Annotated in this window: 30 protein-coding genes; 19 read left to right on the top strand and 11 right to left on the bottom strand. The window is 43.0% G+C overall.

Features of this window, described 5'->3' with window-relative positions; genetic code table 11:
* The first annotated feature begins 31 nt into the window (after positions 1-31).
* From PXH68_RS07070 to PXH68_RS07040, 7 genes are all read left to right on the top strand, one after another.
* A complete protein-coding gene (locus tag PXH68_RS07070; protein WP_248028581.1) occupies positions 32-811 on the top strand; it encodes a hypothetical protein in 780 nt (259 codons plus the stop codon).
* 113 nt (positions 812-924) lie between these two features.
* Complete coding sequence (gene rsmD, locus PXH68_RS07065; protein WP_248028580.1) at positions 925-1,464, top strand: 16S rRNA (guanine(966)-N(2))-methyltransferase RsmD; 540 nt, start codon at positions 925-927, stop codon at positions 1,462-1,464.
* On the top strand, positions 1,454-1,933 hold the full coding sequence (gene coaD, locus PXH68_RS07060) for a pantetheine-phosphate adenylyltransferase (protein ID WP_248028579.1): 480 nt from the start codon (positions 1,454-1,456) through the stop codon (positions 1,931-1,933). Before rsmD ends, coaD begins: the two co-directional genes overlap by 11 nt.
* Complete coding sequence (locus PXH68_RS07055; RefSeq protein WP_248028578.1) at positions 1,930-2,988, top strand: SepM family pheromone-processing serine protease; 1,059 nt, start codon at positions 1,930-1,932, stop codon at positions 2,986-2,988. The genes coaD and PXH68_RS07055 overlap by 4 nt, the downstream gene beginning before the upstream one ends.
* A gap of 112 nt (positions 2,989-3,100) precedes the next feature.
* Positions 3,101-3,781: a YutD family protein gene (locus PXH68_RS07050; RefSeq protein ID WP_205031561.1), complete on the top strand. Its 681-nt coding sequence runs from the start codon at positions 3,101-3,103 to the stop codon at positions 3,779-3,781.
* A gap of 6 nt (positions 3,782-3,787) precedes the next feature.
* The gene (rlmN, locus tag PXH68_RS07045) at positions 3,788-4,900 is read left to right on the top strand and encodes a dual-specificity RNA methyltransferase RlmN (RefSeq protein WP_248028577.1); all 1,113 of its coding nucleotides are present in this window, start codon (positions 3,788-3,790) and stop codon (positions 4,898-4,900) included.
* Complete coding sequence (locus PXH68_RS07040) at positions 4,897-5,430, top strand: VanZ family protein (RefSeq protein ID WP_248028576.1); 534 nt, start codon at positions 4,897-4,899, stop codon at positions 5,428-5,430. The genes rlmN and PXH68_RS07040 overlap by 4 nt, the downstream gene beginning before the upstream one ends.
* A 41-nt stretch (positions 5,431-5,471) precedes the next feature.
* Here PXH68_RS07040 and nadE read toward each other — a convergent pair whose 3' ends face one another.
* The 4 genes from nadE to PXH68_RS07020 are packed head-to-tail and all read right to left on the bottom strand — an operon-like array spanning position 5,472 to position 9,339.
* Entirely contained in the window at positions 5,472-6,296 is an 825-nt protein-coding gene (gene nadE / locus PXH68_RS07035) for an ammonia-dependent NAD(+) synthetase (protein ID WP_248028575.1), read from the bottom strand.
* A gap of 12 nt (positions 6,297-6,308) precedes the next feature.
* A complete protein-coding gene (locus tag PXH68_RS07030) occupies positions 6,309-7,769 on the bottom strand; it encodes a nicotinate phosphoribosyltransferase (RefSeq protein ID WP_248028574.1) in 1,461 nt (486 codons plus the stop codon).
* A gap of 53 nt (positions 7,770-7,822) precedes the next feature.
* Entirely contained in the window at positions 7,823-8,467 is a 645-nt protein-coding gene (locus PXH68_RS07025; protein ID WP_248028573.1) for a prepilin peptidase, read from the bottom strand.
* Between the two features lie 53 nt (positions 8,468-8,520).
* On the bottom strand, positions 8,521-9,339 hold the full coding sequence (locus tag PXH68_RS07020; protein ID WP_203181306.1) for a cation diffusion facilitator family transporter: 819 nt from the start codon (positions 9,337-9,339) through the stop codon (positions 8,521-8,523).
* 121 nt (positions 9,340-9,460) lie between these two features.
* Between PXH68_RS07020 and PXH68_RS07015 the strand changes: the two genes are divergently transcribed.
* The 3 genes from PXH68_RS07015 (at position 9,461) to PXH68_RS07005 (ending at position 11,947) form a co-directional block, all read left to right on the top strand.
* A complete protein-coding gene (locus PXH68_RS07015; RefSeq protein WP_024419426.1) occupies positions 9,461-9,979 on the top strand; it encodes a TetR/AcrR family transcriptional regulator in 519 nt (172 codons plus the stop codon).
* Between the two features lie 9 nt (positions 9,980-9,988).
* Positions 9,989-10,561 carry a tRNA 5-(aminomethyl)-2-thiouridylate-methyltransferase MnmM gene (gene mnmM / locus PXH68_RS07010; RefSeq protein ID WP_248028572.1) on the top strand — a complete coding sequence of 191 codons (573 nt, stop codon included), beginning with the start codon at positions 9,989-9,991 and terminating at the stop codon, positions 10,559-10,561.
* A 34-nt stretch (positions 10,562-10,595) separates the two neighbouring features.
* Positions 10,596-11,947, top strand: a protein-coding gene (locus PXH68_RS07005) for an IS3 family transposase (protein WP_316715559.1) whose coding sequence is annotated in 2 segments (ribosomal slippage) — positions 10,596-11,052 and positions 11,052-11,947 — 1,353 coding nt in all. Because the reading frame shifts where the segments join, the coding sequence is not laid out codon by codon here.
* Positions 11,948-12,001: 54 nt separating this feature from the next.
* On the opposite strand, the gene PXH68_RS07000 is transcribed toward PXH68_RS07005, so the two are convergent.
* The gene (locus PXH68_RS07000; RefSeq protein ID WP_248027760.1) at positions 12,002-12,781 is read right to left on the bottom strand and encodes an ABC transporter ATP-binding protein; all 780 of its coding nucleotides are present in this window, start codon (positions 12,779-12,781) and stop codon (positions 12,002-12,004) included.
* A gap of 117 nt (positions 12,782-12,898) precedes the next feature.
* Here PXH68_RS07000 and PXH68_RS06995 point away from each other — a divergent pair, with 117 nt between their 5' ends.
* From PXH68_RS06995 to PXH68_RS06975, 5 genes are all read left to right on the top strand, one after another.
* Positions 12,899-14,242: a hemolysin family protein gene (locus tag PXH68_RS06995; protein WP_248027758.1), complete on the top strand. Its 1,344-nt coding sequence runs from the start codon at positions 12,899-12,901 to the stop codon at positions 14,240-14,242.
* A gap of 162 nt (positions 14,243-14,404) precedes the next feature.
* Positions 14,405-14,623, top strand: a complete 219-nt coding sequence (locus PXH68_RS06990; protein ID WP_248027756.1) for a hypothetical protein — start codon at positions 14,405-14,407, stop codon at positions 14,621-14,623.
* A 42-nt stretch (positions 14,624-14,665) separates the two neighbouring features.
* Positions 14,666-14,770: a dihydrofolate reductase family protein gene (locus PXH68_RS06985; protein WP_248027754.1), complete on the top strand. Its 105-nt coding sequence runs from the start codon at positions 14,666-14,668 to the stop codon at positions 14,768-14,770.
* 255 nt (positions 14,771-15,025) lie between these two features.
* Complete coding sequence (gene pflA, locus PXH68_RS06980) at positions 15,026-15,817, top strand: pyruvate formate-lyase-activating protein (RefSeq protein ID WP_248027768.1); 792 nt, start codon at positions 15,026-15,028, stop codon at positions 15,815-15,817.
* Between the two features lie 197 nt (positions 15,818-16,014).
* On the top strand, positions 16,015-16,977 hold the full coding sequence (locus PXH68_RS06975) for a glycoside hydrolase family 3 protein (RefSeq protein WP_248027766.1): 963 nt from the start codon (positions 16,015-16,017) through the stop codon (positions 16,975-16,977).
* Between the two features lie 41 nt (positions 16,978-17,018).
* Here PXH68_RS06975 and PXH68_RS06970 read toward each other — a convergent pair whose 3' ends face one another.
* From PXH68_RS06970 to PXH68_RS06950, 5 genes are all read right to left on the bottom strand, one after another.
* Complete coding sequence (locus PXH68_RS06970) at positions 17,019-17,861, bottom strand: VOC family protein (protein WP_248027753.1); 843 nt, start codon at positions 17,859-17,861, stop codon at positions 17,019-17,021.
* A gap of 101 nt (positions 17,862-17,962) precedes the next feature.
* Positions 17,963-18,364, bottom strand: coding sequence for a nuclear transport factor 2 family protein (locus tag PXH68_RS06965; protein WP_044682016.1), 402 nt, complete (start codon positions 18,362-18,364; stop codon positions 17,963-17,965).
* Between the two features lie 3 nt (positions 18,365-18,367).
* On the bottom strand, positions 18,368-19,186 hold the full coding sequence (locus tag PXH68_RS06960) for an MBL fold metallo-hydrolase (RefSeq protein ID WP_248027751.1): 819 nt from the start codon (positions 19,184-19,186) through the stop codon (positions 18,368-18,370).
* Positions 19,187-19,201: 15 nt separating this feature from the next.
* Complete coding sequence (locus tag PXH68_RS06955) at positions 19,202-19,822, bottom strand: thioredoxin domain-containing protein (protein WP_248027749.1); 621 nt, start codon at positions 19,820-19,822, stop codon at positions 19,202-19,204.
* Between the two features lie 155 nt (positions 19,823-19,977).
* Complete coding sequence (locus PXH68_RS06950; protein WP_248027747.1) at positions 19,978-20,517, bottom strand: NADPH-dependent FMN reductase; 540 nt, start codon at positions 20,515-20,517, stop codon at positions 19,978-19,980.
* Between the two features lie 247 nt (positions 20,518-20,764).
* On the opposite strand from PXH68_RS06950, the gene PXH68_RS06945 reads away from it, so the two are divergent.
* The gene (locus tag PXH68_RS06945) at positions 20,765-21,112 is read left to right on the top strand and encodes a winged helix-turn-helix transcriptional regulator (RefSeq protein ID WP_207560278.1); all 348 of its coding nucleotides are present in this window, start codon (positions 20,765-20,767) and stop codon (positions 21,110-21,112) included.
* Positions 21,113-21,140: 28 nt separating this feature from the next.
* Here PXH68_RS06945 and PXH68_RS06940 read toward each other — a convergent pair whose 3' ends face one another.
* Positions 21,141-22,838 carry a M3 family oligoendopeptidase gene (locus PXH68_RS06940; RefSeq protein WP_248027745.1) on the bottom strand — a complete coding sequence of 566 codons (1,698 nt, stop codon included), beginning with the start codon at positions 22,836-22,838 and terminating at the stop codon, positions 21,141-21,143.
* Positions 22,839-22,975: 137 nt separating this feature from the next.
* On the opposite strand from PXH68_RS06940, the gene PXH68_RS06935 reads away from it, so the two are divergent.
* The 3 genes from PXH68_RS06935 (at position 22,976) to PXH68_RS06925 (ending at position 26,548) form a co-directional block, all read left to right on the top strand.
* Complete coding sequence (locus PXH68_RS06935) at positions 22,976-23,911, top strand: manganese-dependent inorganic pyrophosphatase (protein WP_024387158.1); 936 nt, start codon at positions 22,976-22,978, stop codon at positions 23,909-23,911.
* A 43-nt stretch (positions 23,912-23,954) separates the two neighbouring features.
* A complete protein-coding gene (locus tag PXH68_RS06930) occupies positions 23,955-24,419 on the top strand; it encodes a phage tail protein (RefSeq protein WP_248027744.1) in 465 nt (154 codons plus the stop codon).
* 116 nt (positions 24,420-24,535) lie between these two features.
* Positions 24,536-26,548 carry a DUF1430 domain-containing protein gene (locus tag PXH68_RS06925; protein ID WP_248027742.1) on the top strand — a complete coding sequence of 671 codons (2,013 nt, stop codon included), beginning with the start codon at positions 24,536-24,538 and terminating at the stop codon, positions 26,546-26,548.

Below are 26,548 nucleotides of genomic sequence, written 5' to 3'. Positions count from 1 at the left end.
GGGTTAATAAATAGATAAGAGTGGTGTCAACATGAAGAAGAAGGGAAAAATTACAAAAAACTTACCGATTGTCAAACTCTTTTTACTTGCCAGTACCTTCGGCTTGTTATTGGGATTTGGTCTCTTGATTTATACTCTTGAAACAAGGGAAGATAGCAGAGCAACTGCCCAGGTTTCAAGCCCGACCAGTCCAGTGCAGTCTGCCTTGCAGTTGGCGGAAGCTGCCGTGACTAAACTGGAAGCAAGTCATTCAGAAACCAATCTCAAGGCTTCACAAACAGCCGTTGACAAGGTAGAGGACCAGGCTAAAAAAACAGCCCTCCAAGACCGTATCGACAAGGTCAAACAAGAAATGGCTAAAGAAGCAACAGCCCTCCAACAGGCAAAATTAAAGGCAGAAGCTGTAAAGGCTGAGGCAGAGAAAAAATATGCCGAGGAAAAAAAATCCAAAGAAGAAAAGTCTGAAAGCACAACTGCTTCTAGTTCGACGGAAGAACCAGCAGCTCAGACTAGTCAGGTTGTGACACCGAGTCAAACAACTGGAGCAAGGACTAGTGTCAATTCCTCCAGTCGGACGACAACATCGACGACAAAAGCCTCTACCGCTGCACCAAGTACTAGTAGTTCATCGACAACTACAGCACCAGCTGTACAAACGACACCGCCGGTTGAAACAGCAACCGCTCCAAGTACAGAAGTGAGCCAGCCAACCACTCCAGCAGCAGAAACGGAGGCACAGCCAGTGGCACCGACAGAACCTGTAGCTGAAGTAACACCAGAAGTACCAGTGGCAGAAACAGAGCAGCCATAGTGGATTTTAGGACTGATAATAGAAAGCAAACGATAGCTTGTAGGCTATCGTTCTTTTTTCTTTAAATGAGGCTATTTCCTCACTTTACTAAAATTTTTGCTATAATAGACTTTATGAGAATTGTATCTGGAAACTATGGCGGTAGACCCTTAAAAACCTTAGAAGGCAAGACAACCAGACCCACCTCGGACAAGGTGCGAGGAGCAATGTTCAATATGATTGGTCCCTATTTTGACGGTGGGCGGGTTTTAGATCTCTACGCAGGTAGTGGCGGTCTGTCTATCGAGGCTGTTTCTCGCGGGATGGAGTCAGCAGTTCTGGTCGAGCGGGATCGACGAGCGCAAGCTATTATCCGCGACAATATCCGCATGACCAAGGAAGACAGCAAGTTTCAGCTCTTGGCTATGGAGGCCAAGCAAGCTCTGGCTCACTTGAGCGGATCCTTCGACCTGGTCTTTCTGGACCCTCCCTATTCAGCCGAGGACATCGTAGCAGATATCACTGAGCTGTGTCAGCGCCAGCTTTTGTCCCAAGAGGTCATGGTGGTCTGTGAGACGGATAAGGCAGTATCTCTTCCGGAGGAAATAGCAGAGCTGGGAATTTGGAAGGAAAAAATCTATGGAATTAGCAAGGTAACCGTTTATGTCAGATAAGATTGGAATGATTACAGGATCTTTTGACCCCATTACCAATGGGCATCTGGATATTATCGAGCGAGCAAGTGGCCTGTTTGATAAACTTTATGTGGGGATTTTCACCAATCCCAACAAGAAAGGCTTGCTTAGTCCAGAGCAGCGATTAGCTGTTTTGGAGGACTTGTTTGCAAAGGAGGACAAGGTAGAAGCTTTTCTTGCTAAAAATGAATTGGTGGTAGATGTGGCACATCGTCTTGGAGTGACGCATCTGGTGAGGGGGTTGCGCAATGCAACTGACCTGGAATACGAGTCTAGTTTTGATTTTTATAATCGTAGGCTAGCACCGGACTTGGAAACCGTTTATCTGATAGCTAAGCCAGAGTTAAAATTTGTTTCTTCGAGTCAAGTTCGGGAATTAGTACAGTTCGGTCAGGACATTAATCCATATGTCCCCTTGAGAGTTAGTCAGGAGTTAGATTCAAAATGAAAAATAGAAGAGTAAATCGGAAGTGGGAGCTAATCACTTCCATCGTCTTGGGAACCCTGTTGATTTGGTTTGCCATGTTTTATCCCCTTCCTTACTATATTGAGAGTCCTGGAGGGGCGATGGACGTTCGGTCTGTTCTTCAGGTCAATGGGGAAGTTGATCAGGAGGATGGCTCCTATAACTTTACCTATGTGACCGTCCAACAAGCTACAGCTATCAAACTCTTGTTTGCAGCGTTTGATAGTCATTCTGATATCCAATCCGAGCAAGAAATGACAGGTGGAGCAGATAGTGAAGAATACTATCGCATCGCACAATTTTATATGGAAACCTCTCAAAATTTGGCTAAGTATCAAGGTTTGACCTTGGCAGGGAAAGAAGTTACCATGGACTTCTTTGGTGTTTATGTCCTCGGTTTGGCAGAGGATTCGACCTTCCAAGGGATTCTAAATATTGCAGATACGGTTGTGAGTATTAATGGCAAAACCTTTGAGAGTTCAGCAGAATTGATTGACTATGTCAGCAGTTTGGAATTGGGATCAGATGTGACCGTAGGTTATGTGTCGAGCGGTATCGAACAAACAGCCGATGGAAAAATCATCAAGCTTGAAAATGGAAAAAATGGGATTGGGATCTCCTTGGTGGACCATACGGAAGTGACCAGTGATGTGCCGATTGATTTCCAAACAGGAAATATCGGTGGTCCAAGTGCTGGTTTGATGTTTACCTTGTCTATCTATACGCAGTTGGCAGATCCCACCTTGCGCAGTGGCCGTGTGATTGCAGGAACAGGAACCATTGAACAGGACGGTTCCGTCGGTGATATCGGTGGAGCAGATAAAAAGGTACTTTCTGCAGCCAAGTCAGGTGCAACGGTCTTCTTTGTCCCAAATAATCCTGTTGATGAAGCTGTTTTGAAGGAAAATCCAAATGCCAAAACCAACTATGAGGAGGCCTTGGAAGTTGTTGAAGAAGAAGGTTTGTCAATCGAGCTTGTTCCAGTAACGACTGTTCAGGATGCCATTGATTATTTAGAAAAAACTAAGAGCGATTAATCGCTCTTTTTTGCATAGAATTGTCTGAAAATTCTCTAATTCAATGCCAAAGGCAAAGATTTATCAAATTCGTGTTATAATATAAAGGTTAAGATACTTTTGAGGAGGAAACATGAAGAAAGAAATTTCTCCAGAATTATACAATTACAATAAATTTCCAGGACCAAGCTTCGCCCGAGTGGGAGACAAGGTTGTTGCAGAGCAAATTCAATTAGACTTGGTGGAAAATTACAAGGAAGCCTTTGACCAAACTGCATTTGGGCAACGCTTCTCCCAGCTCATGCTTAAATTTGACTACATTGTGGGAGACTGGGGAAATGAGCAACTACGGTTGAAAGGTTTTTACAAGGATGACCGCAAGGTGGCTTCCGAGCAGAAAATTGGTCGTTTGGATGATTATTTGACAGAGTTTTGCAATTTTGGTTGTGCCTATTTTATTTTAGAAAACCCAAACCCCCAAGAGTTGCCGGTCGAACTAGAAGACAAGCCAGCGCGCCGTCGCCGCAATCGTTCCCGTAACCGTAATCGCCAGCAAGACTCTGCTGGCAAGCAGTCTCAAAATCAAAAGCAGCAAGGAACCAAGGGGACTAAGAAACAAGACTCCAAAAAACAAGAGCAGAAGAGACAAGAGAATAAAAAACAAGGTCAAAAAGCTACCTTTACCATCCGAAACGAAGAAAAATCCAGTCAGATTCGCAAGAAAAAGACGGATAGAAAACCGGACCAACCACGTAAAAAAGCAAGTCAAGAACCAAAAGAAACTAAGAGAGGATTTGTCATTCGACAAAAGTAAGATCATATGAAACCATCCATTTATAGCCTAACAAGACAGGGACTAGTAGATTGGTCCTTGGAGCATGGTGAGAAAAAATTCCGTGCCACGCAAATCTGGGAATGGCTCTACCGATCCCGTGTTCAATCTTTTTCGGAAATGACCAACTTGCCCAAGTCTTTGATTGAAAAATTAGAAGAAAACTTTGTGGTCAATCCCCTCAAACAACGGATTGTTCAGGAGTCCAAGGACGGTACTATCAAATATCTGTTTGAGCTGCCAGATGGTATGTTGATTGAAACAGTTCTCATGCATCAGCACTACGGGCTTTCAGTCTGTGTGACAACCCAGGTTGGCTGTAATATCGGTTGTACCTTCTGTGCCTCTGGTTTGATTCCGAAACAACGTGACTTGACAAGCGGTGAGATCGTGGCTCAGATTATGTTGGTACAGAAATACCTGGATGAGCGTGAGAAAAACGAACGTGTCAGTCATATCGTTGTCATGGGGATCGGTGAACCATTGGATAACTATGACAATGTCATGTCTTTCTTGCGTGTAGTCAATGATGATAAGGGTTTGGGAATCGGAGCCCGTCACATCACCGTTTCCACTTCTGGTTTGGCGCCAAAAATCCGTGATTTTGCCCGCGAGGGAGTTCAGGTTAACTTGGCAGTATCCCTTCACGCACCAAATAACGATCTTCGTTCTAGCATCATGCGCATCAACCGTCGCTATCCAATCGAAGTCTTGTTTGAAGCGATTGAGGACTATATCAAGGTGACCAACCGCCGTGTGACCTTTGAATACATCATGCTCAATGAGGTCAATGATGGAGTGGAGGAAGCTCAGGAATTGGCTGACTTGACCAAGAACATCCGTAAATTGTCTTATATCAACTTGATTCCATACAATCCTGTAAGTGAGCATGACCAGTACAGCCGTTCAACTAGAGAACGGACCTTGGCTTTCTTTGATGTCTTGAAGAAAAACGGGGTCAACTGTGTCGTTCGTCAGGAACATGGTACAGATATCGATGCGGCTTGTGGTCAATTGCGTTCCAATACCCTCAAAAAGGACCGTGAAAAAGCGCGTGCTCGAATCGCCGCAGCCAAAGCCAAGGCAGGTATTCTGGCATGAGGCATCTCTTTGATGAGAGTGGACAAGTAGCCCCCTTGGGTAGAAAAATCTTGTGGTGGCTTTGTTGCCTCTACACAGGTTTTATCGTCTATCTCTGCTTTTTGCCACAAGGATTTTACCCCGGCATGCCCCGTTTTCAACTACCAGGTATCATCCAAATCGGACGGGTTTACTTGCTCTTGATTCCTTTTAACACGATAGTGAACGGCAGTCAGGCAGGTAGTTTGCAGGATTTTATTCTAGCAGTTTTGCAGAACTTTACCAACATTTTTCTGCTCTTTCCCTTGGTTTTTGCTTTTCTTTTCCTTTTTGAAAAATGGCGAAGCCTTCGAGCAATTATACGGTACAGCTTTTTGATGAGTCTGTTTATCGAGACAAGTCAACTAGTCCTGGATCTTTTATTTGATGTTGGTAGAGTGGTTGAAATTGATGACCTCTGGACCAATACTCTGGGCGGAGTTCTAGCCTATTTTACCTATCAACTCTGGATCAAAGCCTACCAACACTGGACCAAGTATCAGAAGCCATAAAGCAAAAACCCCTGACGGTTGCCTATCGTCAGGGGTTAATTTTATTTCCAAAAATCATCAAAAATCGTGATTGGCAGGTGGCGTTTATGGGCTGTTTTGTTCCACCATCCTTCGATAATGGTTTGGGCTTGAGGGTCAATGGTTTTACCTTCGAGATAGTCGTCGATTTGGTTATAGGTAACACCGAGAGCGACTTCGTCAGCAAGGCCAGGTTTGTCTTCTTCCAAGTCTGCAGTAGGAACTTTGAGGTAGAGTTTTTCATCTGCCCCCAGTTCAGCTAGAAGCTGTTTTCCTTGGCGTTTATTGAGGCGGAAGAGGGGGAGAATGTCTGCACCGCCATCGCCGTGCTTGGTAAAGAAGCCAGTGATATTTTCAGCGGCATGGTCGGTTCCAATAACAGCTCCCTTGCGTTCCCCAGCGATAGCGTATTGGGCAATCATGCGCATGCGGGCTTTAGCATTTCCCTTATTAAAATCAGACATAGCAAGCCCATTTGCATTGACTGCAGCTACCATGGTATCTGTTGATTCCTTGATGTTGATGGTTAAGCTGACATCTGGTTGAATAAAGGCTAGAGCTGCTTGGGCGTCAGACTCGTCAGCTTGCACACCGTAAGGGAGGCGGATAGCGATAAATTGATAAGAATCGTCACCTGCTTCCGCCCGCATTTCTTCCATAGTCAGCTGAGCCAAACGACCAGCCAAGGTCGAATCTTGTCCACCAGAAATCCCCAAGACATAGGTTTTCAAAAATGGGTGTTTTTTAAGATAATCTTTGAGAAAGTCGATGGAGCGACGGATTTCTTCTTTGGGGTCAATGCTTGGCTTGACACCTAATTCTTTGATGATTGTTTCCTGTAGGGTCATAACATACCTTTCTTAGATGGATTTGGTCTGAGTTTGTTTGCGAATACGATTGATGAGGTTCATCTTATTATCCCAAACATCTTGTGCCAAGTCGACTGGATAGAGCTGTGGGTTGAGCACACGTTTGTATTCATCCCACAGCTTATCAAATTCTTGATTGGCATAGGTTTGAATTTCCGCTAGGCTTGGAAGTTCATAGACCTGTTTTCCTTTTTCGAAAATAGGAACTAGGAGTGGACGTGCATCAAAGTTTTCGATGGTTTTATTGATGTAGGTGTACGTTGGATGGAACATATAGATATTATCCATCTGTGTGACGTCAGTGTCCGCAAAGGTGATGTAGTCCCCTTCTGATTTTCCTTTTTCTTTGGAGGTGATGCGCCAAACCTGTTTTTTACCTGGGGTTGATACTTTTTCCGCATTAGAAGACAGCTTGATAGTGTCACGCATATTTCCATCTTCATCTTCGATGGATACAATCTTGTAGACAGCGCCCAAGGCAGGTTGGTCGTAGGCGGTGATGAGTTTGGTACCAACTCCCCAGACATCAATTTTTGCCTTTTGCATTTTGAGGTTGAGGATGGTATTTTCATCCAGGTCATTAGATGCGTAAATCTTCGCATCTGTAAAACCTGCATCATCTAATTGCTGACGAACTTTCTTGGAAATATAGGCCATATCGCCTGAATCAATCCGAACCCCTTTGAAGTTAATCTTATCTCCCATTTCCTTGGCAACCTTGATGGCTGCTGGAACACCAATACGAAGCGTATCGTAGGTATCAACGAGGAAGACACAGTCATGATGAGTTTCAGCATAGGCCTTGAATGCCTTGTAGTCATCGCCATAGGCTTGGACCAAGGCGTGGGCATGGGTACCAGCGACAGGGATGCCGAAGATTTTGCCAGCTCGAACATTGGAAGTCGCAGATGCTCCACCAATAAAGGCTGCCCGTGTACCCCAGATAGCAGCATCCATTTCTTGGGCACGGCGAGTACCAAATTCCATCAAGGGCTCATCTTCAATGACAGCCTTGATACGGCGAGCTTTTGTAGCAATCAGGGTTTGGTAGTTGACGATATTTAAGAGAGCAGTCTCAATCAACTGACATTGGGCAAGGGGCCCTTCGACTTGCAAGAGGGGTTCATTTGCATAGACCAGGTCACCTTCTAGTGCAGAGCGAACGGTTAGCTCCATCTCCAAATTTGCCAAATAATCTAAAAAGTCTTGTGGATAGCCTAGACTTTCTAGGTAGTCGATGTCGGTTTGGCTGAAACGAAGGTTATTCAGATAGTGAACAATCCGCTCTAAACCTGCAAAGACAGCATAGCCGTTTTGGAAAGGTTGTGAACGGAAGTAAACTTCAAATACAGCGTGTTTATTGTGGGTCTGTTGGTTAAAATAGACCTGCATCATGTTGATTTGATAAAGATCGGTATGCAGGGTTAAACTGTCATCTGTAAAAACTGTCATAGCTTTCTCCTTTATTCTTCTTATTATACCAAAAAAATCGAGCTAGGCTCGATTTAGAAGGTAATAGTGATGATGAGACTGGCCAAAAAAAGAAAAGGTACATAAGGTAGAGATTTTGGTGTAAAGACCCAAAAGACTGCCAGTCCTAAGATGGAACTAATCTGGATAATCCAGAGGATTTCGGTCACGCCAAACAAAAGGGAGAGACTTGCCAGATAGAGAAAATCGCCAGAACCAATATTGAGTTGCCATTTTTCAGTCAGATAGGCTAGGACCAAAAGGCCACAGAAGAGCCAGTTGAGCTGGGAGAGTATCAGAGCTATAAAAGTAAAAACGAGCCAGACAGCAAAAGGATATTCCTGATGTTTGATGTCGTAAATGGCCAAAACTAGTCCTGCCAAAATGAGAATGGTTTGGGCAAGAGATAGAATTTGAAAATGGCAGAGCAGGACCAATAGGCCAGCTAAGAACTCCAGTCCCAGATACCAATAAGGTATCTTCGCCTTGCAGTAACGGCATTTGGATTTTGTGGAAAGCTGGGACAGGATTGGTATGAGGTCCCAGGCCTTGAGCCGTCGCTTGCAGGCATTGCAGTGACTAGAGGGGGCGATAATGGACTGTTCAGGGAAACGGTCGATGACCAATCCCAAGAAGGAGCCGATAGAAGCTCCAAGGAAAAATAGGATAATTGTCTTCATACCTATTTATTCGTAAATGGGAGAGGAAAATGTGATATTTTTAAAAAATTTTTTTACAAAATTTCGATGGTGCTTTGGACAATGCCAAAGGTGATGAGAGAATTTCGTATGTTTGCTTTGGTCTTGTCTGCTACAGCAGGATTTGTTAGTTTGACCGTCACTGTCGCACAATGGTCATATCCATCCATGGTCCAGACATTCAGTTGAGTGATTTCGTGAACATTTTCAAGAGCAAGGAGAATTTCTTTCAATTCTTCAAGATTTACTCCTTGCGGACTTGTTTCAAGTAGAATCTTGACACTATTCCAGGCTTTTGGCAGGGCTTTGGCGAGGATGAAGATAGCAATACCGAGTGAGAGTAATGGGTCTAGAAAGTACCAATCAGTGAATTGAAGAATGATGGAAACAAGGATGACCGCCAGCCATCCCAAAATATCCTCTAAAAAGTGCAAGCTGAGAATGGATTCATTATGGCTATGGCCATTTTTTACAATACGGGAAGCGAGTAAATTGATGATGATAGCGATAATGCCGAGGACCAACATCCCATCTTGATTGACAGGGTTGGGATGGAAAAGATTGGGAATGTTTTCTACAAGGATCAAGCTGGAGCCGATAATCAGAATACTAGAAGTCAAGAGAGCGGCCAAAATATTCCATCTCTTGTAGCCAAAGGGATAAACCCTATCAGCAGGCTTGTTGGCATAGGTTTGCATGATGGCAGAGCTTCCGATGGCGAGGGCGTCACCCAAATCATGAACAGCATCTGCTAAGATGGCGCTAGAACCAAAGAGCCAGCCAAAGATAAACTCGATGATAGAAAAGCTAAGATTGAGGAGAAAAGCGATAAATGTATTTTTAGAAGATGACATGAGATTCCCTTTCTGTGTTATACTGTTTATAGGTTTATTATGTACTGTAATGAGCCAAAAAACTAGAAACAAGAGAAACGGTTTGTCTTTTTCTGAACAAATTGTTTGAAATGTACGAAAAATGGATAGACGAATTGCAAAAACAAAAAGAGCTATTTTTCAGGCTTTTTTGACCTTATTAAATGATAAAGGTTATGATGACATGCGCGTGCAGGATGTTATTGACCTGGCAGATGTGGGGCGTTCCACTTTCTATGCCCACTATGCCAGTAAAGAGGCTCTTTTGGAAGAACTTTGTCATGACCTCTTTCACCACTTATTTACAGGTCGTGAAGATGCGGATGTGAAGACTTTGTTGGCCCATATTTTCAAACACTTTCGGACCAATCAAGACCGAGTTGCCAGCCTTTTATTGTCCCGCAATGCCTATTTTCTAAGAGAACTGGAAGCGGAGCTGAAACACGACATTTTTCCAAAAGTGGTTGAAGACTACATGCAGGGCAAGGGGAATCTTCCAGAGGATTTGCTGGTACATTTTGTTGTGACCACTTTTGTGGAGACGGTCAGCTGGTGGTTGCAGCAACGCAAAAAGGTGGACGAAGCCACCTTGACCGAATATTATGTAAGATTATTAGCTTAAGGAGTGAAAATGCTTAGACCTTTACACATGGCTCATGCCTTTTTAGATGAAATTTTAACCGACCAAGACCTAGCGGTTGATGCGACGATGGGAAATGGCCATGACACACTATTTTTAGCCCAGCGAGCAGGAAAAGTGGTGGCCTTTGATATTCAGGAACAAGCCCTGACCACAACGGCTGAAAAACTAGAAAAAGCTGGCTTGACCAATGCCCAATTGGTTTTGACAGGACACGAAAACCTCGACCAATATGTAGAGGAATGCAAGGCAGCCATTTTCAATCTGGGCTATCTTCCTTCGGCGGATAAGTCAGTTATTACCTTGCCTGCAACCACCCTTCAAGCCATTGAAAAAGTTCTTGACCGTCTGGTGGTGGGGGGGCGTCTAGCTATCATGGTTTACTATGGTCACGAGGGCGGATCTCTTGAGAAGGATGCAGTCTTAGATTTTATCAGCCAGTTAGACCAGACCGTCTTTACTGCCATGCTCTATAAACCGCTCAACCAAGTCAATACCCCACCGTTTTTGGTCATGGTGGAACGATTAAAATCCAGCTCAAATGAACCGCACCCCAAAAGTTAGAATGAAAAAATCTAACTTATGGGGTGCTATTTTTATGAAATTAAGTTATGAAGACAAAGTCCAAATTTATGAGTTACGTCAAAATGGTAACTCCCTCAATTCCTTGTCAAAACAGTTCGGTATTGCTCAATCTGGTATTAAATATATGATTCGATTGATTGAGAGATATGGCTTAAGTATTGTTAAAAAAGAGAACAATAACTACTATTCCCCAGAATTAAAGCAAGAAATGATTGACAAAGTACTTCTTAATAAGCAGTCAGCTCTCTCCGTCTCACTTGATTATGCCTTGCCAAATCGTGGAACCCTTTCAAACTGGATAGCACAATACAAGAAAAACGGGTATACTATTGTTGAGAAAACAAGAGGGAGGCCACCAAAAATGGGGCGTAAATCAAAGAAAACCTGGGAAGAGATGACGGAGTTGGAGAGACTTCAGGAGGAAAATGAACGCTTACGCACTGAGGTAGCTTACCTAAAAAAGTTGAGGGAGCTTCGTTTAAGGGACGAAGCCAGAGAGCAAGAAAGACTCAAACAGTTAGAGAGATGGTCGAAGAAGGATTCCGACTAGACATCCTTCTGACTATTTCCCAATTAGTTCCTTCTACCTATTACTATCACGTCAAACAAATGGACAAACCGGATAAAGACAAGGACTTAAAAGTTGAAATTCAAGCTATTTATGATGAACATAAGGGAAACTATGGTTACCGTCGCATTCACCTTGAGTTAAGAAATCGTGGATTTTCTATCAATCATAAGAAAGTACAACGGCTGATGAAAGAACTAGGCTTATCAGCTCGTATTCGCCGATGTAAGAAATACAAGTCTTACAAGGGGGATGTGGGCAAGAAAGCTCCTAATCTCATTGAGAGAGCCTTTGAAGGGACTAAGCCTTTTGAGAAGTGCTATACAGATGTGACGGAGTTCGCTCTGCCAAATTGTTCTGAAAAACTCTATCTGTCACCTGTTCTGGATGGCTATAATAGCGAAATTATTGATTTTACCTTGTCCCGCTCACCTAATCTCATGCAAGTTAAGTCCATGCTTGAGAAGGCCTTTCCTGAGGAAACTTACCCAAATACCATTCTCCATAGTGACCAAGGTTGGCAATACCAACACGAAGCCTACCATCATTTTCTTGACAGTAAAGTTATACGTCCTTCCATGTCTCGCAAGGGAACTAGCACGGATAATGGTATGATGGAGTCCTTCTTTGGCATATTGAAAACAGAAATGTTTTACGGATTTGAGAAGACTTTCAAGTCTCTCGATCAACTAGAGCAAGCTATCACTGATTATATTTTTTACTACAACAATAAACGCATTAAAGCAAAACTAAAAGGACTTAGTCCTGTTCAGTACAGAACTAAATCCTTTCACTAATATTTTTTATCTAACTTTTTGGGGTCAGTACAAAACTAGGGCTGGATTTGTTTTTTATAATATCGGCTTAATGAACAATCTTCCCTCACCCAAGTCAATCAATTCCACCTGATTGCCATAAAAATCGCTGAGGAGTTCAGGTGTCAGGATGTCTTCTTTGGTTCCCTGTGCCAAGACCATGCCATCTTTGAGCAGGAGGACATGGGTGAAATTATCAGTGATTTCTTCGGCGTGATGGGTGACGTAGATAATGGCAGGAGCTGTTGGGAGTTGACAGATATGGTCGATGTGGTGGAGTAGGCGCTCGCGAGCTAGGAGGTCCAAACCGACAGTTGCTTCGTCCAAAATCAAAATAGCCGGCTCTTCCATCAAACTGCGGGCGATCAGCAGGAGTTGGCGTTCACCTTGTGATAAACTAGCATAGGTCCGACCGATTAGATGATCAGCTTTGATGGTTTTGAGCATGTCTATGGCTTCATCCAATTCAGCTTGACCGTATTCACGGTAGAGGATGGAGGATTTGTACTTTCCAGTCAGGACAATCTGCTCAGCTGTCAAATCAATGGGAAAGCGTTCGGCAAGGAAAGAACCAACGACCCCAATCTTTGTGCGTAGGCTAGGAATATCTCCCTTACCAAACTCCACTCCAAGAACCGTCAGGTCACCAGATGTCTTCCAAAACTCAGCCATTAGAATACGAAGGAGGGTTGACTTTCCAGCCCCATTTAGCCCTAAAATAGCCCAACGCTCTCCTTGTTTAAATTCCCAGTTGATATCCCGTAAGAGATAGTCTCCTTGTCTTTTATAGGACAGGTTTTTCATTGATAGGACCATCTGTTTCTCCAATCTTCGTCTTTTCCTAGAATGGACCAAATTTCTGGTCCAAATTCCCATATTTTTTTGCAGATATGGTATAATAGTTTCATTATAACATTTTTTTAGGAGAAGACCATGGAAGACCCCGGTAGTCAGACCATTCATTTACAGATTTTATTATTGTTCCTATTGACCTTGCTCAATGCCTTCTTTTCAGCCTCAGAGATGGCCCTTGTCTCCCTTAATCGATCACGGGTTGAGCAAAAAGCTGCAGAAGGTGAGAAAAAATTCATTCGCTTGTTGTCAGTTTTAGAAAATCCTAACAATTTTCTATCGACCATTCAAGTTGGGATAACCTTTATTTCCATCTTGTCAGGGGCGAGTTTAGCCAATGATTTGGGAGCTATCTTTGCCCAATGGATGGGCAATTCAACCACTGCGCAAACGGCTGGTTACTGGCTGGCTTTGGCCATGTTGACATTTGTGTCTATCGTGCTAGGGGAATTATATCCCAAGCGCATTGCCATGAACATGAAGGAAAATCTGGCAGTGATATCGGCCCCGATTATCATTTTTCTAGGGAAGATTGTCAGTCCCTTCGTCTGGCTCTTGTCTGCTGCAACCAACTTGATTAGTCGCATTACTCCGATGGAGTTTGATGATGCTGATGATAAGATGACGCGGGACGAGATTGAGTACATTTTGACCAAGAGTGAAGAGACTCTCGATGCCGAAGAGATTGAGATGCTTCAGGGGATTTTCTCTCTGGATGAGTTGGTGGCGCGTGAGGTTATGGTGCCACGAACTGATGCCTTTATGATTGATATTGAGGAAGAAACCAGTGTCATCATGTCTCAGATTCTCAAGCAGAATTTTTCACGGATTCCTGTTTACGATGGGGATAAGGACAATATTATCGGTTTGATTCATACCAAGAAATTGCTAGCAGAAGCCTATGCCAATGGATTTGAAAACCTTAATATTCGTCGTATCATGCAGGAACCACTCTTCGTTCCAGAAACGATTTTTGTGGATGATTTGCTTAAGTCCCTTCGCAATACGCAAAATCAGATGGCCATTTTATTGGATGAATATGGTGGAGTGGCTGGTTTGGTGACCCTAGAGGACTTGTTGGAGGAAATCGTTGGGGAAATCGATGATGAAACAGATAAGACAGAAATTTTTGTTCGTGAAATTGGAGAGCACACCTATATTGTCCAAGGGAATATGACCTTGAACGATTTCAATGAACACTTTGGTACAGAGTTAGAAAGTGATGACGTGGATACCATTGCAGGTTTCTACCTGACAGGTTTGGGGACTATCCCGACCCAGGAAGAAAAAGAAAGCCATGAGCTGGATAACAACGGTTTCCATCTTGTCATGATCAATGACAAGGTGAAGAATGGTCGTGTGACCAAATTGAAAATCTTGTTGACCCCGCTTGAAGTTGACGATGAAGAAAAAGTAAAAGACTAATACTGGAAACCAGTTTCTGAAAATAGAAACTGGTTTTCTTTACTCATTCAGGTAAAAAGGATATACTGGGGAGTATCACGAAATCGGAGGAATTGGAAGGCGCAATTAACTGTATTTTTACATTTGTCTTTAGACGAAATGGAGGAGGCCTCAGTGGGGGCTATGGAGATTGGCTACATAGCCTATAATAAAGAGATAGAAGCATTTGCCAATCGTACGCTAGAAACTGCGACTACTATTTTATGGGGAAGTACAACCAATGAAATGATGCACCAGTATTGGCCAACCATGTTGGATAATCCAGAAGCGAGTGAGCATGAGAGTAGGCATGCAGTTTGGATTCAAGAAGTGGAAAAACTGGTTTGTTCGAATCGTCTGTAAGAGGTGACTTGGAAAAATGCTAGCTTGTTGCAGGGAGATTGTTTGGAAGAAATTCGACGGGTCAAGGAAGCAGAGGGTGGTGACATTGCCGTGTTGGGAAGTCCTCGTTTAGCTCAAACTTTATTGAAGGCTGGATTGGTGAATTGATTACGGCTGACTATTTCGCCAGTTGTGGTCGGTGGAAGCTTTGCCCTATTTGACCAAGTTAAAGCAATCTTGAACTGCTCGAAGCCGAAACTATATCAACAGGTGCCTTGGGCTGGACCTATCGAGTCTTACCTAGTGAATCTGTCCATTAGTCTAGCAGGAGGTCTGGCTTTTCCTCATCTTTTCTTGCAAATTTTCTATAGAAGCGTTTTCATATTTATGTTATAATACTCTTATGAAGAAAACGAGGATGGAATCATGGAAGAAGTAGATTACAGAAAAGTAACAGGTCTTGTACATTCGACTGAGAGTTTTGGCTCTGTAGATGGGCCTGGCGTGCGTTTTGTGGTCTTTATGCAAGGCTGCCACATGCGGTGTCAGTATTGCCATAACCCTGATACATGGGATTTGGTCAATCCTGCTGCCAAGGAGCGGACGGCTGAGGATGTGCTCAATGAAGCACTTCGTTTCCGTATGTTTTGGGGCAAGGAAGGGGGCATCACTGTTTCAGGCGGTGAAGCCACTATTCAGATTGATTTCTTGATTGCACTCTTTACCCTTGCAAAAGAAAAGGGCATTCACACAACATTGGATACCTGTGCGCTTACCTTCCGTTCGACCGATCGCTATTTGGAAAAATACAATCGTTTGATGGCGGTGACAGACTTGGTGCTCCTAGATATTAAGGAAATCAATCCTGACCAGCACCGTATTGTGACAGGTCATAGTAATAAAACTATTTTAGAGTGTGCTCGTTACCTATCGGATATCGGCAAGCCTGTTTGGATTCGTCATGTCTTGGTACCTGGATTAACAGACCGAGATGACGATTTAGTAGAATTGGGAAAATTTGTCAAAACCCTGACCAACGTGGAGCGTTTTGAAGTACTTCCTTATCACAACCTTGGCGAATTTAAGTGGCGTGAGCTGGGCAGACCTTACCCGCTCGAAGGAACAAAGCCACCGAGCAAAGAACGTGTTCTAAATGCCAAAGCCCTGATGGAGACAGAATCTTATCAAGATTATCTAAATCGAATAAAAGGATAGTAAATGTGCGTAGAGCTAGAGTAAAAAAATATCTAGGTGTTAGAAAAACACTTTTAATATGTTTGTCGATTCTTGCTTTCTTGCCCCTGCTATATCTACTAAATAAAAGAGAAGGACAGTCTATCAACAGTCCTTCTTTTGTGACTGTTCAGGAAATTTCTGTTAAGGATAAACGTATCTCTGATTATTTGCAACAGATGACCTTAGAAGAAAAGGTCGGACAGATGATTTTTGCTCGGATGCCATCTGCAGGACAAGCTGAGGCATTGGAAACCTATCATTTTGGAGGCTATATCTTATTTTCGCGGGATTATGAAGGTAAGAACTTAGAACAAGTCAAGGAAGAAATTGCTTCTTATCAATCACTTTCAAAAGTGCCGCTATTAATGGCTTCAGATGAGGAAGGTGGAACGGTAACTCGGATTAGTCAACTTCTGGAAACACCTTTTACATCGCCTTTGGCATTGTACCAAGCTGGTGGCATTGAGGCGATTTTGTCGGATGCCAAGCAGAAGACCAGTCTTTTAAAAGGTGTGGGAATCTATGCAGGTTTCTTCCCTGTTGCAGATTTATCCACTGATCCATCATCTTTTATCTACGATAGGACCATTGGGCAGGATGCGAAAACCACCGCAGACTATATTGGTCAATTGGTTTCGTTGTTGAAAGAAGAACGATTTGCTTCGACCTTGAAGCACTTCCCGGGTTATGGAGACAATGCTGATTCGCATACGGATTTGGTCCATGACAACCGTAGTTTAGAAGAATTACGGGCCAATGACTTTCTTCCCTTTAAGGCTGGGATTGAGGCAGGTGCAGACTCTATCATGGTTAGTCACAATATCGTACCTGCCATTGATGATGTCCCATCATCCATTTCACCTGAAATCAATAAAATCCTTCGGAATGAGCTTGGTTTTGAGGGTGTCATTATGACGGATGATTTTGATATGCAGGGCTTGGTCCAATTTGTAGATCAAGATACAGGTGCCTTGCAGACCATTCAAGCTGGGACAGATATGATATTGTCTTCAAGTTATGCCAGTCAAATTCCTTATATTATCGAACAAGTAAAGTCTGGTACAATTACCGAGGAGCGGATTGACCAATCCGTCAAACGGATTTTGGGAATGAAATATGATCTTGGCTTAATCAAATAAACAAAGAAAAGGAAGTGCTCAGGCATTTCCCTTTCTTATTTCTATTCTAAGATGAATTTGGTTTTGATACCGTCTATATCGACAAAGGTTGCAGTGTTGTCCAGTTTTTGAACGATTAGGTTTGCAGCAATGACGCGATTCAAGCTTGCTTCAAAAAATTCAGAATTGGAATAGATGACTGTGTAGTAGGCAAGTCCGGGCATGCCTTCAGTTCGCGTCTGCAGTTCTTTTCCTCCCCATTCGTTGACAGCTAGGTGGTGATGATAGTCGCCTGAGGCTAGCCAAGCTGCAGATGGGACGGAGAATTTATCCTCGACAGCTAGGACTTCTTGGTAAAATCGGCTAGAAGCAGCGCTTTCTCGGACAGATAGATGGACATGACCCATGCGACTGCCAGCTGGCATCTGATAGGCTGCGTCAGCTTTTTTCCCTAAAGCATAGATCGTTTCAGCATCCATAGGCTCAGTAATGCCGACGATACGGCCGTCCGGGCGGACATCCCAAGTGTCTTGAGGCAGGTCGCGGTAAATTTCGATGCCGTTGCCTTCGGTGTCGGCTAGGTAAATGGCTTCGCTGTAACCGTGATCACTGGCGCCTTGGAGAGGAATCTTATTGTCTATAAAATGGCGGAAAATGGTGCCTAAGTCCTCTCGGCTAGGTAGGACAATGGCCAAGTGATAGAGTCCATAGCTGTGGCTGACATCTCCGTCTTGTGCTGTTTGGATGAGGCGAACTAAGATGGTCTGACCGACGCCGAGGTCGATTTGGTTTTGACTTTCCGTCAAAATTTGCAGACCCAGTACCTGTTGGTAAAATAGGCTTTGAAGTTCGAGATTGCGGACGTTGAGGGCGACATAACCCAGTTCAAATTTGGAATTGTACATGGGAATACCTGACTTTCTGATACAATTTATAGGAATTTTCGAGTTACTTAGTATCTTTTGGTGAAGTAATGTGTGACGAATAGACTTTTGAAAATTGATTTTTATCTCATAGCTTTCTCAACAAGTGCGCTATCTACGATTTGGATAAAGTGTGTAATTCTATTTTCAGCATTAAAATCGTAAATATGGACAAAGTCTGCTTGGAAGGATTTCTCAGTAAGGTTGTAGGTCCCCTTGTAGTAGCCATAAACCATGACACGGTTTCCTGAAAAGGCGTAATCAACAGGTGTGGCACTATAATTGGTCCATTCAGAACCTAGTCTTGCATGGACGTTTTCGATCACTGCATCTGGACCGATATAGGTACCAGCATAGGGAAAGCCTGCAGCTTCTGTCCAAGAGATATCAGCAGCCAAATGGCTCTTGAAATCTTCTATTCGACCTTGAGCAGTAGCTAGATAAGTCTCTTCTAAAATATTTTTATATAATTGATTTTTTGACATACATTACCCCCATGGTATTTCACCTGTTAAGACTTTAGCACTCAATTCCAAGACTGCCTCGTTACGAAGATTAGGGAATTTTTCTTTCATTTTAGCGATAAAAGTAGCTGAGTCTTTGACTTCTTTTTTTAATTTGATTGCTACTTCAATATAGGCGATTGAAAAATCAAGTGCTTGAGAATCAAATGAACTTTCACTATCTGCATGACCTGGAATAATGAGAGAGGCATCCAGTGCCTTCATATCTTTTAATCGATCTTGCCAGGCTTTCAATTGCTCGGTAGTTTGTGAATCTGCTAAGAAGAGGTGAATTTGATTAAAGGTATTGATACCGCCAATAATGGTTTTGGTTTCTGCATTCCAAAGATTGATTTGACTTGGTTCACTACCGAAAAATTCCCATTTATCACCTTCAAATTCTAATGTAGATTCTTGAATGAGCGCTGGTAAAATAATATTTTTAGGAGCTTGGTCACCTAAAGAGCCTCCCCATACCTGTAATTTTTTTGATACTGTTTTTAAAATATGGTCGATAACATAAGACGTTGCATAGACAATGGCTTCTGGGAATGATTTTTTGATAGGCTCAAGAGCAAAATAATAGTCTGGATCCTCTTGAATGATAAAGATTTTTTCTAATGTCAGTTGCGCGTCTTGTAGATAGCGAACAATTCGCTCTCCTTCTGATTGTTTAAACCCTGAACCTACAAGGAGAGCCTTGCCATTTTTAATGATTAAGGTCGCCGTAACCATAAAACTTGATTCATCATTTGTAAAGATGTGTAATTCTGTTCCATTTTGTAGCTTATAATGTTTTTCCATAAATAGTTGCCCTTTCTATTGCGTAATAGCTGTTTGGAAATTTTTTTCCAAATCATCTACTGTGCGTACTTGGTTAATAAGATTAAAGAAGTTCCTGTCTTTTTCAAGTAACAAGGTTGGGAAAGAGGTTACCCCCATTTCATAAGCCTTGATAAAGTCTGGGTGTAGATTTTCTGGTTGATTCAAGATGCTTGATAGTTCTTCCATAGCCTTTGTAGGTAGCTGATAGCTACCGATTAGGCTGGTGTAACTGTCTGCTTGACTGAGGTCTAACCCATCTTCAAAAAATAAGGCTTGAATGTCTAATGTTAGCTGAGCATGGTTAGGTGTCTCAACATAGTTTTTCAAGACTGAGTAGGCTCTAGCAGGACCAAGAGAGTCCATGGTAAAGTCCTTATCCTTAAACAATTGATTGTAGTTATCGCCAAAAGACATTTGGTAATAGCTTTCGATTTGTTTGTTGATGGTCTGTGCCTGCTGGAAATCAACCATTTTCTTTTTATTATCTCCGACAAACAAGCCTCCGTTAATGACCTCTATTTCTATGTCAGGATGGTCTTGCATGAATTTTGTGAAAATGTGGTTAAAGCCGTAGGTCCAACCACAATAAGCATCGATGATGTAATATAGTTTCATTTTAATTTTCTTTCATTTTATTTTCTTGGTTTTTGATTAGAATTTAGCATTGCTATTGGAAGTTTTGGAATCTTCCTCGATTGGCACAACAACATCCCAGAGTTCTGCAATTTTATCATCTTCAACTCGATAAAGGTTATATTGACCTGTAGAATCTAAGCTTCTAACAAAGCTTGAGCTTGCGCTTGCAGACCAGCGATGGCTTCCTCTGACAATACCAACTGACCAGTTCCCCATGCTTCTGGATTGACAGTTGTACCTGTAAATTCACCAACGACTTGCATACGAACAAATGGTAGGAGTGCATGGTAGCTAGCGAACATTGGCTCGTGTCCAGCACTTGCAACAGAAGATACGGTAACAATTTTGTCTTGTAGTGCAGATGGGCCACGTGTTTCTGACAAGTCTAGGGCACGGCTGAGCCAGTCAATCAAGTTCTTCACAGTACCTGGAATAGCAAAGTTGTAAACTGGTGAGAAAATCCAGATAGCATCTGCAGCCATAATCGCATCGCGTGCAGCTTGGACAGCTGGCAAGACTGGTGTTTCAAGATCTTGGTTCATAAGCGGGATTTCTTTATAGTTAAGATAAGATACAGTTGCTTGACCTTCTAAGATGCTTTCAGCTTGTTTAGCCATTTGGTGGTTGAATGAACCTTCACGTAGTGAACCAACGATAAATAGAATGTTTTTCATGTTTTTTTCTTCCTTTTTTGTAAATATATTTTTGAAAACTGAGATTAGTGACATAGGTACTCCTTTGTATTATATAGTGCAATTGATATTCATTGTATCGCTCCTTTTGAGAAAATACTTTCCTGCTTTCGCAGTTTATGGTATTATTGTATCAGGTACTAAAAATAATACAAGTACGATTTTTTTGAATAGTCACTATCTTTTTGTGAAGTAATGTGTAATATCAAGGGAAAATAAAGGAGAAATTATGGCAACTTTCACACAACATACGGTTCCGGAGTGTCCTTATGTGACCACTCAGAGTGTCTTATCTGGGAAATGGAGTATCTTATTACTACATCATATCGAAGAAGGACCGATTCGGTTTAATGAATTGCACCGTCGATTGACAGGGATTTCCCAAGCAACCCTTACCAAGCAGTTACGTCAATTGGAGGATGATGGTTTAATCACTCGGAAGGTTTATGCACAGGTTCCACCAAAAGTGGAGTATGAACTGAGTGAGATTGGTCAGGAATTTAAGTTGGTTTTGGAGCAAATTGAAGTTTTTGGGGATAAGTACATCGAATTTGTCAAAGCAAAAAAATCTGAATGAGTTTGAATCTCATTCAGATTTTTGTCTTTTATAGTTCGTTATCCTTAACTGCATTTAACCAATCGGCAGCAGCTTTGGCGGTGCTTTCGAGGGCACCTTCTTTGAACGGTGATTGGAGGTTTGCAGCTTCAACCACTTGCAAGAAGGACTTGGTGCCGCCCAAATCACAGATGCGGATGTAGTCTTCCCAAGCATTTTCATCGTGATCTACCTGCGTGCGTTTCCAGAATTGGAGGGCGCAGACTTGGGCCAAGGTATAGTCGATGTAGTAGAATGGACTGGCAAAGATATGCCCCTGACGGTACCAGAAGATACCACGGTTGAGGGCTTCTGACTCAGAATAATCACGGTCTGGTAAGTAGAGGTCTTGGAGTTTTTTCCAAGTCGCCTTGCGTTCTGCTGGTGTCATTTCTGGATGTTCATAGACTTCGTGCTGGAAGTGATCCACCAAGACACCGTAAGGTAAGAAGAGAAGGGCACTTGCCAAGTGGGTAAACTTGTACTTATCCACCTGTTCCTTGAAGAAACGGTCCATCCATGGCCAGGTCATAAATTCCATAGACATGGAATGGATTTCACAGGTTTCGTAGGTTGGCCAAACAACTTCTGGACTTTGAATCCAACGCGAACGATAGACTTGGAAAGCGTGACCTGCTTCGTGGGTCAAGACATCAATATCACCGCTGGTTCCGTTGAAGTTGGAGAAGATAAATGGGCTCTTGAAGTCAGGAATATAGGTACAGTAGCCACCGCTGTTTTTGCCTGGTTTTGCGACCAAATCCAAGAGTTCATGCTCAATCATGAAATCGAAGAACTCACCTGTTTCTGCGGACAATTCGCGGTACATGTCTTGGGCTTGGCTGACGATAAAATCTGGGTCACCTTGTGGCACCGCATTGCCGTCTAAGAACTCAAGATTGAGGTCGTAGTGTTTGAGGCTTGGCACCTGCAAGCGTTTGGCTTGGCGTTCACGAAGATTCTGCACAATCGGTACGATATGCTTGAGGATTTCCTCACGGTAAACCTTGACCATGTCACGATTGTAGTCGAAACGGTTCATCTTGAGGTAGCCGTATTCCACATAGTCCTTGAAGCCGAGTTTGTGGGCGATTTCTGTGCGGACTTTTACTAATTCATCGTAAACACGGTCAAAATCAGCTTCCTTGCTTTCAAAGAAGGCAGTTGTAGCAGCAGAAGCAGCCTTGCGGACCTCGCGGTCGGTTGATTGACCGAATGGCCCCATTTGTGCCAGGTTGTAGGTCTGACCTTGGAAATCAATCTCTGCACCAGCGATCAGTTTACTGTATTCATCAGATAATTCATTTTCTTTTTGCAGTAATGGAATGACGTCTGATGAGAAGGTCTTGAGCTTGTTTTCTGCCTGCATGAAGAAGGTTTGAGGCAAGATGTCTGACAACTCTTCCTTGTAAGGTGTCTGGACAATGACACGGTAGTAGTTGGTGGTTAATTCTTCAAAGAGTGGCGAATATTCATTCCAAAACTTGGTTTCTTCATTGTAGAACTCATCGTTCATGTCGATAGTATGACGGATCATCCAGAGGTTGTACTGGGTATCGACCAGGTTGAGTAATTTTGTAATGGCTGCCACAAGTGTACGAGTTGTTTCCAAATCGCTAGCCGCAGCCAACTGGTCTGTCAGGTCAGAAAATTGAGCTTTGATAGCTTCATAATCTGGACGAACATAGGTATAGTCTGAAAATTTCATATGGTTCTCCTTTTGTATTGCTACCTTCTATCTTACTCTTTTTGAAAACGTTTGGCAAATCCCGACCCGTCCATGTTCACAAGTCTTTCTATTTATGGTAAAATGTAGGAGATTATTAGAAAAATGAGGTTGTAGACATGTCTAAATTTTTAGTTTTTGGTCACCAAAATCCTGATACAGATGCCATTGCATCATCATACGGCTGGGCTCACTTGGAGCGTGAAGTGTTTGGTCGTGATGCGGAAGCAGTTGCACTTGGAACGCCAAATGAAGAAACAGCTTTTGCACTTGACTATTTTGGTGTTACTGCACCGCGCGTGGTTGAGTCTGCTAAGGCAGAAGGTGTTAGCCAAGTCATCTTGACAGACCACAATGAATTCCAACAATCAATCGCAGACATCAAAGATGTAGAAGTGGCAGCTGTTATTGACCACCACCGTGTCGCAAACTTCGAAACGGCAAATCCATTGTACATGCGTTTGGAGCCAGTAGGTTCAGCATCTTCAATCGTTTACCGTGCCTTCAAAGAAAATGGTGTGACACCTCCAAAAGAAGTGGCAGGTCTCCTCTTGTCAGGTTTGATTTCAGATACTCTTTTGCTCAAATCGCCAACTACTCATGCAACAGATCCACAAGTAGCAGCTGAATTGGCTGAAATTGCTGGTGTGAACTTGGAAGAATACGGCTTGGCACTCTTGAAAGCAGGAACCAACCTTGCCAGCAAGTCAGCAGAAGAATTGATTGACATCGATGCAAAAACCTTTGGTTTGAACGGCAATGACGTGCGTGTAGCCCAAGTCAACACAGTGGACATTGCAGAAGTCTTGGAACGCCAAGCAGAAATCGAAGCAGCTATGACAGCAGCATCAGCAGCAAATGGCTACTCTGACTTTGTTTTGATGATTACAGACATCGTTAACTCAAACTCTGAAATCCTTGCCCTTGGAAGCAACATGGACAAGGTGGAAGCGGCCTTCAACTTCAAGTTGGAAAACAACCACGCTTTCCTTGCAGGTGCCGTTTCCCGTAAGAAACAAGTGGTACCACAATTAACAGAAGCGTTTAACGCATAAATACCTAGCACCTTCGGGTGCTTTCTTTATTGAAAGGAAAATCATGCCTTATACAGTAAATTTCAAAGAAGTCGAAACGACAGGATTGGAAACTAGTCCAGTCGCAGAAGTCTTGGCAGGTCTGCGTGCCAACGAAGCCCGCTATTTCTGGAACAAATACAAGCAGGAGTATGTGGTTTACACACCAGAAGAGAAGCCTGAAATCCTGCCTTTTATCGAGAAGGTCTTGGCAGAGCGGGACATGGTTTTTCCTTATACTCCACTCAATGTCGCTCAGCTTGAGGTAGACGGTATTCTCTGGTCATTTGTTTTTTATGACAATGGCCTGGCTGTCAATGTCCTCTATACGCTAGAAGAAGGTGGCAAACGAGCGGTCGGTTTCAAATTGTCAAACGGGATTGAGATTCCCAAAGAATTTGAAGGGAAATTCAAGTTTGCCCGCCAACGCTCCAAACTAGCTGGCGAAATTCGTGGCACCTTCTTTGTTGTCAAGGGCGAGTATTTATAGGATAGCAAATCTGAGGAGACTCAGATTTTTTTGTTTTGGTTTATATATTTTTTTGCAACATATATAGTATTTTGATATAATAAAATAAAAAAGCTGATTCAAGTAGGGAGGTAGCCATGAAAAGATTGTTTATCATCCTGTCCAATATTCTTGTCGCCTGCTTTTTATCCTGGGTTGTATCTATCTGGGCGGATACCTATGTTTCCTTCTACTATCCTAAGGTTGTAGTCCTTGATATGGAACAAAGAGCTAACTTTTCAAGCCTTGCAGAAAGTTTGCAGGAATTGGCAGATGAGACAGATAGCCTAATCGCCATGCAGCATGAGGAGGTTGGAGGAGAGGGAACAACAGAGATCTCTTATGTCCTATTCGGAAAGGGTAGCCTACCGGAAGGCATCCGTGAAAAAGAGAAGAAAGACCTTGTCAACCCAAGTATTGTGACCAATTATTTTATTTTTGGAGGCTCCTTGCGTCTCAGTCAGTTGCAGGAAAAGTTGGCAGCCATTGGTCTATCGCATATGCACCTGATGCAACCGTCTAGTCTGGATGTTCTTGTTTGGATTTTTGGCAACGGATTTCAGCTGATTGCCCTTCTGATCTTCTTCCTGACTTTTGGAGCCCTTGTTTTGATTGGTCATATCGGTCGGTTACGAGCTTCAGGTATTCGATTGATTTCAGGTGAGAGTCGGTGGAGCATTTTTCTCAGGCCTATGAGGGAAGATGGTCGTGACTTGCTCTTTGGTTGGCTAATCGGTAGTAGCTCAGCCATCCTCTTCTTTTACCTGTTTGGGCTTCCCAAACTAGCTATCCTAACCCTTGTGGGCGGACTAGCCATCTATGGAGCTCTGCTTTTCTTGATTGCCTTGTTCTTTGCCTCTGTCTTTTCAATCGCTCTGCAAAGGGTTCATCTGATGCAACTGATCAAGGGGCGGTTTCCTGTAAAGGGAGTGATGGGCTTATTATTCTTTGGGCAAATGCTGGCGCTCCTGATTGTATCGCTCGGCGTCAGTCGGACCTTCCTTTACTCTCAAACTTGGAGCCTGCACCATGCGGGTCAGACCATGTGGCAGCAGGAGAAAGACTTGGTCAGCTTAGGCTTTAACCGTAGCAGTTTTTCTCATGATAAGGACGAACGAAATCAAATTCAGAGCAAGTGGTTGCAACTGGCAGAAAAAGCTGTCTCTGATCAAAAAGGCCTCCTGAGTCGCCATTTCTTGGTGGATTATTGGGTGAATACTGGTGGCAATATCTGGCAACAGGCACCGCTCTTGGATTGGCAAGATTACAGCCCTCAAGGAAATGTCCTTCTAGTCACACCCCTGTATCTAGAGCGACAAGGGATAGAATTGACCCCCGCCTTGAAAGAAAGTCTGGCAAAGCTAAACAGCAGTGGCAAATTCATCCTGCTTGTGCCTGATAAACTCCGAGAGAAGGAGCAAAATCTGATTTCAGAATTTGAAGAAGCCCTGACCGATATGGTTTATATGCAGGACTCATCTCAAAAAATGAAAGCCATGCTCCACTACATTGACAGCAATCAGCTGCGCTTTACATACAATACCACCCCCTTATCCTATCAACAGTTTGTCAGGGATCCGATTTTGGTGGTCCTAACACCCCAATCAACAGGTGACCAAGCAATAGATTTCTGGTCAAATCAGCTTCAAACCTATTTCTATTTTGAAGATTTGGCCTATTTACAGGACTTGGTAACAACTCATGGCCTAGACTACCAGATTTCGGAGATGCCTTCTGGCAACCAGATCTTTCAGGATTTTGCGAATAAATTGCAGCGGGAGGTCTGGTTTATGATGGCAAGTGCTGGTCTGGGCATTTTGACCTCTCTGCTTCTATTTAATACCATGAATTTGCTCTATTTTGAAGAATTTCGCAGAGAGATTTTTATCAAACGTCTAGCGGGACTTACCTTTTTTGAGCAACACCGTAGCTACTTCTTAGCTCAGTTTTGTGTTCTCTTATTGGGAGCTGTGGGCGGTCTATTTTTCACCAAGCATGTCTTTCTCTCTTTAGCAGTGTTTGCGCTTTTCTTGGCAAATACCTCCCTGCTTTTATATAGGCAGTCAAGGAAAGAGGAGAAGAGCCTGTCAACTATTTTGAAAGGAGCCTAG

The organism is Streptococcus sp. 29896 (genome assembly GCF_032594915.1).
Taxonomy (GTDB): domain Bacteria; phylum Bacillota; class Bacilli; order Lactobacillales; family Streptococcaceae; genus Streptococcus; species Streptococcus suivaginalis.
Note: the sequence above shows the minus strand (reverse complement) of the source record. Positions and strands in the feature narration are given on the sequence as shown.

Bases quoted from the DNA above. Each gene is read 5' to 3' on its own strand.
- PXH68_RS06970 (WP_248027753.1), bottom strand. From the start codon at position 17,861: ATGTACAATTCCAAATTTGAACTGGGTTATGTCGCCCTCAACGTCCGC.
- PXH68_RS07070 (WP_248028581.1), top strand. From the start codon at position 32: ATGAAGAAGAAGGGAAAAATTACAAAAAACTTACCGATTGTCAAACTC.
- PXH68_RS06935 (WP_024387158.1), top strand. From the start codon at position 22,976: ATGTCTAAATTTTTAGTTTTTGGTCACCAAAATCCTGATACAGATGCC.
- rlmN (WP_248028577.1), top strand. From the start codon at position 3,788: ATGAAACCATCCATTTATAGCCTAACAAGACAGGGACTAGTAGATTGG.
- nadE (WP_248028575.1), bottom strand. From the start codon at position 6,296: ATGACCCTACAGGAAACAATCATCAAAGAATTAGGTGTCAAGCCAAGC.
- PXH68_RS07020 (WP_203181306.1), bottom strand. From the start codon at position 9,339: ATGTCATCTTCTAAAAATACATTTATCGCTTTTCTCCTCAATCTTAGC.
- PXH68_RS06965 (WP_044682016.1), bottom strand. From the start codon at position 18,364: ATGTCAAAAAATCAATTATATAAAAATATTTTAGAAGAGACTTATCTA.
- PXH68_RS07000 (WP_248027760.1), bottom strand. From the start codon at position 12,781: ATGGTCCTATCAATGAAAAACCTGTCCTATAAAAGACAAGGAGACTAT.
- PXH68_RS06940 (WP_248027745.1), bottom strand. From the start codon at position 22,838: ATGAAATTTTCAGACTATACCTATGTTCGTCCAGATTATGAAGCTATC.
- mnmM (WP_248028572.1), top strand. From the start codon at position 9,989: ATGCTTAGACCTTTACACATGGCTCATGCCTTTTTAGATGAAATTTTA.
- PXH68_RS07055 (WP_248028578.1), top strand. From the start codon at position 1,930: ATGAAAAATAGAAGAGTAAATCGGAAGTGGGAGCTAATCACTTCCATC.
- PXH68_RS07040 (WP_248028576.1), top strand. From the start codon at position 4,897: ATGAGGCATCTCTTTGATGAGAGTGGACAAGTAGCCCCCTTGGGTAGA.
- PXH68_RS06950 (WP_248027747.1), bottom strand. From the start codon at position 20,517: ATGAAAAACATTCTATTTATCGTTGGTTCACTACGTGAAGGTTCATTC.
- PXH68_RS06930 (WP_248027744.1), top strand. From the start codon at position 23,955: ATGCCTTATACAGTAAATTTCAAAGAAGTCGAAACGACAGGATTGGAA.
- PXH68_RS06975 (WP_248027766.1), top strand. From the start codon at position 16,015: ATGACCTTAGAAGAAAAGGTCGGACAGATGATTTTTGCTCGGATGCCA.
- PXH68_RS06960 (WP_248027751.1), bottom strand. From the start codon at position 19,186: ATGGAAAAACATTATAAGCTACAAAATGGAACAGAATTACACATCTTT.
- PXH68_RS06995 (WP_248027758.1), top strand. From the start codon at position 12,899: ATGGAAGACCCCGGTAGTCAGACCATTCATTTACAGATTTTATTATTG.
- PXH68_RS06945 (WP_207560278.1), top strand. From the start codon at position 20,765: ATGGCAACTTTCACACAACATACGGTTCCGGAGTGTCCTTATGTGACC.
- PXH68_RS07025 (WP_248028573.1), bottom strand. From the start codon at position 8,467: ATGAAGACAATTATCCTATTTTTCCTTGGAGCTTCTATCGGCTCCTTC.
- coaD (WP_248028579.1), top strand. From the start codon at position 1,454: ATGTCAGATAAGATTGGAATGATTACAGGATCTTTTGACCCCATTACC.
- PXH68_RS06990 (WP_248027756.1), top strand. From the start codon at position 14,405: ATGGAGATTGGCTACATAGCCTATAATAAAGAGATAGAAGCATTTGCC.
- rsmD (WP_248028580.1), top strand. From the start codon at position 925: ATGAGAATTGTATCTGGAAACTATGGCGGTAGACCCTTAAAAACCTTA.
- PXH68_RS07015 (WP_024419426.1), top strand. From the start codon at position 9,461: ATGGATAGACGAATTGCAAAAACAAAAAGAGCTATTTTTCAGGCTTTT.
- PXH68_RS07050 (WP_205031561.1), top strand. From the start codon at position 3,101: ATGAAGAAAGAAATTTCTCCAGAATTATACAATTACAATAAATTTCCA.
- PXH68_RS07030 (WP_248028574.1), bottom strand. From the start codon at position 7,769: ATGACAGTTTTTACAGATGACAGTTTAACCCTGCATACCGATCTTTAT.
- PXH68_RS06925 (WP_248027742.1), top strand. From the start codon at position 24,536: ATGAAAAGATTGTTTATCATCCTGTCCAATATTCTTGTCGCCTGCTTT.
- PXH68_RS06955 (WP_248027749.1), bottom strand. From the start codon at position 19,822: ATGAAACTATATTACATCATCGATGCTTATTGTGGTTGGACCTACGGC.